The sequence below is a fragment of the Methylobacterium sp. WL18 genome, assembly GCF_008040015.1.
In the GTDB taxonomy this organism is placed as follows: domain Bacteria; phylum Pseudomonadota; class Alphaproteobacteria; order Rhizobiales; family Beijerinckiaceae; genus Methylobacterium; species Methylobacterium mesophilicum.
The window spans coordinates 1-8,146 of sequence record NZ_VRVD01000187.1; the positions used below are offsets into that span (position 1 = coordinate 1).

Here is an 8,146-nt window from a genome sequence, read left to right on the forward strand (position 1 = left end):
GATGTCGCAGCCTTGGTAGGCCGCGTGGACCGCCGCCGACGTCGAGCGTGCCTGGGCGGCGGTCCACGCGGCCTACCAAGGCTGCGACATCCTGGTGAACTCCGCCGGGCTCAACGTGCCGAACCGGTCCTGGAGCGAGATCTCGAATGCCGACATCGACGCGGTGATCGGCGTAGACCTCAACGGCCCCTTCTACGCATCCCGGGCCGTGCTTCCGACGATGCGCGCCCAGCGGGGCGGCCTGATCATTCAGGTCTCGTCGTGGGCCGGCCGTTACGTGTCCAAGCTGACGGGGCCGGCCTACTCGGCGGCCAAGCACGGGCTGGTCGCGCTCTCCGAGAGCCTGAACCAGGAGGAATGCGGACACGGCATCCGCTCCTGCTGCATCTGCCCCGGTGAGGTCGCGACACCCATCCTGGACAAGCGTCCCGTTCCGGTCACGGCGGACGACAAGGCGCGCATGCTGCAATCGGACGATCTCGCCGAGACGATCCTGTTCGTGGCGCGCCTCCCGGCGACCGTCTGCGTCAACGAGATCCTGATCAGCCCGACGTGGAATCGCGGCTACCTCGAAGGGATCAAGCTCTGAGCGGGAAAGATCGCCCCCGATCATCGGTTTATCGGGATCCGCGGCTCGATGTGGCCCTCTTGAAGGGCATGAGGCTTGCGGAGATCGGTTCTGCTAGCCGGGGACGTCCACGAGGCCGATATGCAGTACCGACACGATGCGCCCTACGCCTCCCGGCGCTCGCCCGTCTTCGCCCGCAATCTCGTCGCCACGTCGCAGCCGCTCGCTACGCAGGCCGGGCTCAGGATGCTGCAACAGGGCGGCAACGCCCTCGACGCCGCGCTGGCGGCGGCCATCGCGCTGACAGTGGTCGAGCCCACCGGCAACGGCATCGGGTCGGACGCCTTCTGCATCCTCTGGCACGACGGCAAGCTCCACGGGCTCAACGCGTCCGGCCGCTCGCCGGCGGGTTGGACGCCTGAACGCTACGTTGGGCACGCCGCGTTCCCGCATCGCGGCTGGGACACCGTGACGGTCCCGGGTGCGGTCTCGGCTTGGGTTGAGCTGTCGCGGCGGTTCGGGCAGCTGCCGTTCGAGCGCCTTTTCGAGCCGGCCATCGGTTACGCCGAGGCCGGCTTCCTGGTCTCGCCCGTCATCGCCGAACTCTGGAGGCGCGGCGCGGCGGAACTGAAGAACCAGCCCGGCTTTGCGGCCACCTTCATGCCGGACGGGCGCACGCCAGCCGCCGGCGAGCTGTTCCGGTCGCCCGGCCATGCGCGCACGCTCCGGTCGATCGCCGAGACGCGTGGCGACAGCTTCTACCGGGGGGCGTTGGCTCTCCGGATCGCGGATTTCGCCCGCGCGCACGGGGCGGCGCTCGACGAGGGCGACCTGGCCGACCACAGCGCGGATTGGTGCGGCACGATTCAGCAGGATTTCGGCGGCGTGAGCCTGCACGAGATCCCCCCGAACGGTCAGGGCATCGCGGCGCTGATGGCGCTCGGTATTCTCCGGGCGACCGGCCTCGAGGATCTCCCGGTCGACGGCGCGGACGCGCTCCATCTCCAGATTGAGGCCATGAAGCTCGCTTTCGCGGATGTCTACGCCTACGCGGCGGACCTTCGCCACATGACCAAGGTTACCCACGACCATCTGCTGGACCCGGGTTACCTGGCGTCGCGAGCGGCCCTGATAGACCATCGGCGCGCGCAGGTGTTCGGGCATGGAGCGCCGAACGAGGGCGGGACCGTGTGCCTCGCCACCGGCGACGCCGACGGCATGATGGTCTCCTACATTCAGTCGAACTATTCGGGCTTCGGGTCCGGCGTGGTGGTCCCGGAGACGGGCATCAGCCTGCAGAACCGCGGGTACGGCTTCACCCTGGCCGAGGGCCATCCCAACCAGGTCGGGCCGAGCAAGCGCCCGTTCAACACGATCATTCCGGGCTTCGTGATGCAGAACGGCGCACCGCTGATGGCGTTCGGCTTCATGGGCGGGCCGATCCAGGCGCAGGGCCACGTGCAGGTGGTGGTCCGAACCCAGGTGTGGGGGCAGGATCCGCAGACGGCGGTGGACGCGCCCCGCTGGCGCCACGTCGCCGGCCTGCAGGTGGCGGTCGAGACCGCGTTCCCGGCCTCGACGCTGGGCGACCTGGAGGCGCGCGGCCACGAACTCGTCCGCGAGCCGCCGGATTCTGCCTTCGGGTTCGGGGGGGCGCAGCTCGTGCGCAGAATTGAGGGTGGCTACGTCGGCGGCTCCGATCCCCGCAAGGACGGCCATGCCGGCGGATTTTAGATCCTCGCCCGACGACGTCTGAAAACCCCGTCGCGACGCGCGCCTCATCCAACCGAGATCGAGCAGCATATGTCGTCACCGGACGCGGCCGTGAGCGCGACACCCGTCCGCGAAGCGTCGCAAATGTATAAGGCGGTGATCGCGTCCTCGATCGGGAACGCCCTCGAATTCTACGATCTCACGCTGTACCTCTACTTCGCCGTCACGATCTCGAAGCTGTTCTTCCCGACCGACAATCCGACCACGTCGCTACTGATCGCCCTCGGCAGCTTCGGCATCTCGTACTTAATGCGCCCGCTCGGGGCGATCGTGCTCGGCCTCTATGCGGACAGGGCCGGCCGCAAGCCCGCACTGATGCTGTCGATCATGCTGATGATGGTCGGGACCCTCATGATGGTCGTGATGCCGTCCTACGAGTCGATCGGCATCCTGGCCTCGGTCGGCGTGCTGGTGGCACGGCTGATCCAGGGTTTCTCGGTCGGCGGCGAGTTCGGCGCATCGACCGCCTTCATGGTCGAGCACGGGCCGACGCGCAAAGGCTTCTTCGCGAGCTTCCAGTTCGCCAGCCAGGGCCTGGCGAGCGTCCTGGCGGCCTTGTCCGGGGTCATCCTGAGCGCCACGCTGAGCGCTGACCAGATCGCCGCGTGGGGCTGGCGCTTGCCGTTCGCGTTCGGGCTGTTGATCGGTCCCGTGGGCCTCTACATCCGTCGCAACATCACGGAGACGCCCGAATTCGAGGCCTCGGCCGAGACGGGTGAGGCGCGCTCACCCGTACGCGATCTGTTCGGGCAACAATGGCTCAACATGCTGCTGGCGACGGGGCTCGTGGCGACCTCCACGGCGCTGAACTACATGATCAACTACACGCCGACCTACGCCGCCAAGCAACTCGGTCTGCCGTCCTGGATCGGTTTCCTGGCATCGTTCGTCGGCGCCGTCATGCTGATGACGGTCGCACCGCTGGTGGGGCACTGGTCCGATCGGGTCGGCCGGACGCCGATCATGCGGATCGTGGTGATCGCGGTGTTCGTGCTGATGATTCCGGCCTTCGCGCTTCTGATCAGCTACCCGGTCCTGCTCGTCATCGTGCCGGTGCTCGCCCTGATCGGCGGCCTGAAGGCGAGCTACAGCGCGGCCCTGCCGGCGCTCATGGCCGAGATCTTCCCGACCCGCACCCGAAGCACGGGCATGAACATCAGCTACAACGTCGGCGTGACGCTCTTCGGCGGCTTCGCACCGTTCTGGATCGAGAGCCTGATCGCAATCACGCACACGCCGCTCGCGCCCAGTTTCTTCCTGATGTTCGCAGCCGGAATCAGCCTCACGTGCCTGGTGCTGGTCCGTAGGAAATTTGGATTGCGATGATCTGTGTCTCCGTAATCGGAAGAAGGCGGCGGCTGCCGGGTGCAGCTTAAGCCGGGGCGTGTCCTGCAGAGTTTGATCCGGACGTGAGGCAGTCGCCCGGCCTGGGTAACCGGCGCCTCAGGACACCGCCATGAGGAGTTTGTGGGGGGCAGATACCGCAGGGCTGGCATAGGACATCCTCTGCCACACCGTCGTTGCGAGCCTCGATCGTGGGCCCGACCTCGCCCGACGCTGTGATACCGTCCGCGTTCGGCCATAGTCACGCAGGCCGTCCCCATGGCGCTATCGCTCGCCGGTGGACTTCGCCTCACCCGTCCCATCAGGGCGATGGAATTTGTGCGGCGCGCCATAATTCGGCACGTCGAGGGGTGCAGGACAGTCGCGCGGCGCCGCGTTCGGCGGCCGTCGTGTTGGTCGTTAAACGCTTGCTAACGCTTCGAGCAGACCCTTTATGCAGCGATCGGGGACAGCCTCGTGAGCCCGGGCATAGTCCTTGCTCAGGATGCGTTCATCTCGCACGTGCGAGATATCGCGACACGCCGTCCACCGAAGACAGCGTTCATCTTTCTGGAGACCCACGGAATGCCGACCTCTCAGGCCCGCGTGCAGACCGCCGAGGCAAGCCGCTACCTGCAGCAGCTGTGCCGGCACTGGAGCCACAAGTTCAAGGTCGAGGCGACCCCCGAGCACGGCACCGTGCCGTTCGGCGAAGACCGCATCTGCACCTTCGACGCCGAGCCGGACGCCCTGGTGATGCGCATCGACAGCGCCGACCCGGTCAACCTCACTCGACTCGAGAACGTGGTCGCCGACCACCTGGCCCGCTTCGCATTCCGCGAGAGCCTGGGCGATATCCGCTGGTCTCGCGCCGCCTGATCGATCGCCGGGGTTGCCGGAGCGCGGATCCCTAGGACGCGCGAGCGGTGGCGTTCCGCTATGGGCCGCCCGGCTTCAGACCGGGACGGCTGTCTCAATCCTGACCATCCCGGATCCGGCTGCTGGCGTAGGCTTTGCAACCGATAAGCGCTGCGCGAAACCGCGTCGGCAACCGTGGATCGGAGCGGGACGACAGTATGAAGCGACGCACCCTGCTGCGAGGCGCCGGCGCCCTGATGGCCGGAGCCATGGCGCGGCCCGCCCTCGTCCGGGCGGCCTCGGCCACGACACTCCGCTTCGTGCCCTACGCCGACCTCGCTCTACTCGATCCGATCATCACCACGAATTACGTCACGCGCACGCATGCGCTGATGGTGTTCGACACGCTCTACAGCCTCGATGCGTCCTACCGCGCGCAGCCGCAAATGGTTGGTAGCCAGGACGTATTGCCGGACGGGCTGACCTGGCGACTGACCCTGCGCGACGGCCTGCGCTTCCACGACGGCACCCCGGTCCTCGCCCGCGACGTGGTCGCGAGCCTCAAGCGCTGGTCCGGGCGCGATGCCTTCGGGGGAGCGCTGTTCGCAACCGTCGACGAACTCTCCGCCCCGTCCGACACCGTGGTGCAGTTCCGGCTCAAGCGGCCGTTCCCGCTTCTCCCGGACGCCCTGGCAAAGCCGACCTCCTACCTGCCGGTAATCATGCCGGAACGGCTGAGCGCGATGCCGGCCACGCAAGCCGTGGCGGAGATCGTCGGCAGCGGGCCCTATCGCTACGTCGCGACCGAGCGCGTGCCAGGATCGCTCAACGTCTACCGAAAGTTCGAGGATTACCGCCCCCGTCAGGATGGCACGCCGAGCTTCACCGCCGGACCCCGGATCGCACATTTCGACCGGATCGAGTGGCGCACGATCCCCGATGGCGCCACCGCGGCCGGCGCCCTGCGTTCGGGCGAGATCGATTGGTGGGAGCAGCCGCTGGTCGATCTCGTGCCCGATCTGCTGCGCCAGCGCGACGTACGCGTCGAGCTGGTGGAGACGACCGGCCTGATCGGGCAGATCCGCCTCAACCATACCCTGCCGCCCTTCGACAATCCCGCGATCAGCCGGGCGCTCCTGGCGGCGGTCGATCAGAACGAGATGATGGACGCGGTCGCAGGCAGCGATCCGTCGATCCGTCGCGGTCCGGCCGGCATCTTCACCCCCGGCGGCCCGATGGCTTCGGAGGCCGGGATGTCGGTGTTCACCGGTCCGCGCGACATCGCAGCCGCCAAGCGGGCGCTGGCGGCGGCCGGCTACAACGGCGAGCGGGTCGTGCTGCTGGCGGGCACCGACGTGCCGCGGATCAACGCGGTCTGTGAGGTCATGGCCGACCTTTGCCGCAAGCTCGGGATGAACCTCGACCTCGTCTCCACCGATTGGGGCACGGTGAACCAGCGGATCCTCAATGCGAAGCCGCTCGATCAGGGCGGTTGGTCGATGTTCGGCATCTTCTCCGGCGGGCTCGACATGATCTCGCCGGCCTACCATCTGGCGGCCCGCGGCAACGGCCGGGCCGGCGTCCCGAGCTGGCTGACGGATGCGCCTCTGGAGGAGATGCGCGCCGCGTGGTTCGCGGCCCCGGATGTCGGCGCGCAGAAGGCGTTGGCGGCGAACATCCAGTCCCGGGCCCTGGAGGTCGGCGCCTACATTCCGTGCGGCCAGTATTTCCAGCCCACCGCCTACCGGCGCGACCTGGACGGCATGCTCACCGGCTTGCCGCTGTTCTGGAATCTGCGCCGGTCGGCGTGATTGATCAGCCGATCGCCATCAGGCTGGCATTGCCCCCGGCGGCCGCGGTGTTGATCGCGGTCGAGCGCTCCTCGACCAGGCCGGTGAGCGTGTAGAGGTCGCCCGCCGCAAGCGCGTCGACCGTGCGGGCCTGACTCTGAAGGATCGGACCAAGTCGCTCGGCCAGGGCGCGGTTCAGCGTCCGCAGGCCGACGGGATCGCCCTCGTACAGCACCGCCCGGACCTCGCCGGCCTGCGCGAGATCCGCCGTGCGCTCGACCCGGGCCGCGAGTTCGGCCGGCAGCTCGGCCAGGGCCGCGAAGATCCGGTCCGGGCTCAGCACCACGGCGCGGTTGCCGGTGGCGATGATCGCACCGAGTTGAAGGATCAGGCCGCGTTTGGTCTCGGCGATCGCTAACACGCGGCCGCGCGGGCGCAGGGCGTAGAGATTACGCTCCCCGACCGGCCCGGCCAGAGCGATCTCCGCGCCCTGGATCGACGGCAACGCGGCGACGATGTCGGCGAGCGGGTCGTGCCCGCGGGATCGAAGCCACTCCGCGTAGCGTCGGCCGAGATCGCTTGGGCCTTCAAGGCCGGCGAGCGCGGCCTGCGGCGGCCTCTTCAGCAAACGGCCGAGGTAGAGCGGACCGCCGGCCTTCGGCCCGGTACCGGACAAGCCGGACCCGCCGAAGGGCTGGACGCCGACCACGGCGCCGATGACGTTGCGGTTGACGTAGCGGTTGCCGGCGCCGGCGCGGCCGAGAATCCGGTCGGCAGTCTCGTCGATGCGAGTGTGGAGGCCGAAGGTCAGGCCGTATCCGGTGGCGTCGATCTCTTCCAGCAGGCGGTCGAGATCGTGGCGCGCGTAGCGCAGGACATGCAACACCGGCCCGAACACCTCGTGCTCGACATCCGCGACGCGATTGATCGCGATGAGCGTCGGCGGGACGAAGGTGCCGTTCGCCGTCTCGGCCGGCAGCGGGACCTGGTGAATGGCGAAGCCGCGTCCCCGCATCGTCTCGACATGCTGGTTCAGGCGCTCGGCCGCAGCCCGGGTGATGACCGGACCGACATCGACCGCAAGCCGGCGGGGATCGCCGACGACCAGTTCGCGCATGGCGCTGCGGAGCATTTCCAGGGTACGATCCGCGATCTCCTCCTGAAGGCACAGGATGCGCAGGGCCGAGCAGCGCTGGCCGGCGGAATCGAACGCCGAAGCGATCACGTCGGCGACCACCTGCTCGGCCAAGGCAGAGGAATCGACCACCATGGCGTTCTGGCCGCCGGTCTCGGCGACGAGCGGGACCGGCTCGCCGTCGCGGCTCAGGCGTTCGGCCAGGCGTCCCTGGATCGACTTCGCGATCCCGGTCGAGCCGGTGAACATCACGCCCTGCACCCGGGCGTCCCCGACCAAGGCCGCCCCGACATCGCCGGGACCCGGAAGGATCTGTAGGACATCCTCCGGGATGTCGGCGGCGTGCAGCAGACGGATCGCCTCCCCGGCCGCGAGCGGCGTCTCCGCGGCGGGCTTGGCCAGAACCGGGTTGCCGGCCGCCAGGGCGGCGGCGACCTGCCCGACGAAGATCGCCAGCGGGAAGTTCCAGGGGGCGATGCAGACGACCGGCCCGAGCGGCGCGTGCGGGCCGTTCAGAGCCCGCTCGGCCTCGGCCGCGTAGTAGCGCAGGAAGTCCACGGCCTCGCGGATCTCGGCGACGGCGTTGGCGAAGGACTTGCCGGCCTCGCGCACGATCAGCCCGATCAGCGCCGGCATCCGTGCCTCGAAGGCGTCGGCGGCGGCGCGCAGACGGGCGGCGCGGGCCTCGGTCTCCACCGC

Annotated in this window: 5 protein-coding genes and 1 pseudogene; 5 read left to right on the forward strand and 1 reads right to left on the reverse strand. The window is 68.7% G+C overall.

All coding sequences use genetic code 11. The features are described 5' to 3' along the window. Positions 1 to 43: 43 nt before the first annotated feature. From FV228_RS14730 to FV228_RS14750, 5 genes and pseudogenes are all read left to right on the forward strand, one after another. Positions 44 to 589, forward strand: a pseudogene (locus FV228_RS14730) (SDR family NAD(P)-dependent oxidoreductase); the annotation flags it as partial. Between the two features lie 120 nt (positions 590 to 709). After that, a complete protein-coding gene (locus FV228_RS14735) occupies positions 710 to 2,302 on the forward strand; it encodes a gamma-glutamyltransferase family protein (RefSeq protein WP_147855307.1) in 1,593 nt (530 codons plus the stop codon). A gap of 90 nt (positions 2,303 to 2,392) precedes the next feature. Then, the gene (locus FV228_RS14740) at positions 2,393 to 3,667 is read left to right on the forward strand and encodes an MFS transporter (protein WP_238259377.1); all 1,275 of its coding nucleotides are present in this window, start codon (positions 2,393 to 2,395) and stop codon (positions 3,665 to 3,667) included. 582 nt (positions 3,668 to 4,249) lie between these two features. Next, positions 4,250 to 4,543 (forward strand): DUF2218 domain-containing protein, encoded by a 294-nt coding sequence (locus tag FV228_RS14745; RefSeq protein WP_147855309.1) that lies wholly within the window; start codon positions 4,250 to 4,252, stop codon positions 4,541 to 4,543. Between the two features lie 197 nt (positions 4,544 to 4,740). Continuing rightward, complete coding sequence (locus FV228_RS14750; RefSeq protein ID WP_147855310.1) at positions 4,741 to 6,333, forward strand: ABC transporter substrate-binding protein; 1,593 nt, start codon at positions 4,741 to 4,743, stop codon at positions 6,331 to 6,333. Positions 6,334 to 6,337: 4 nt separating this feature from the next. Here the strand turns inward: FV228_RS14750 and FV228_RS14755 are convergent. Further along, positions 6,338 to 8,146, reverse strand: a 1,809-nt coding sequence (locus tag FV228_RS14755; RefSeq protein WP_147855311.1) for an L-glutamate gamma-semialdehyde dehydrogenase, incomplete at its 5' end; no start/stop codon positions are given.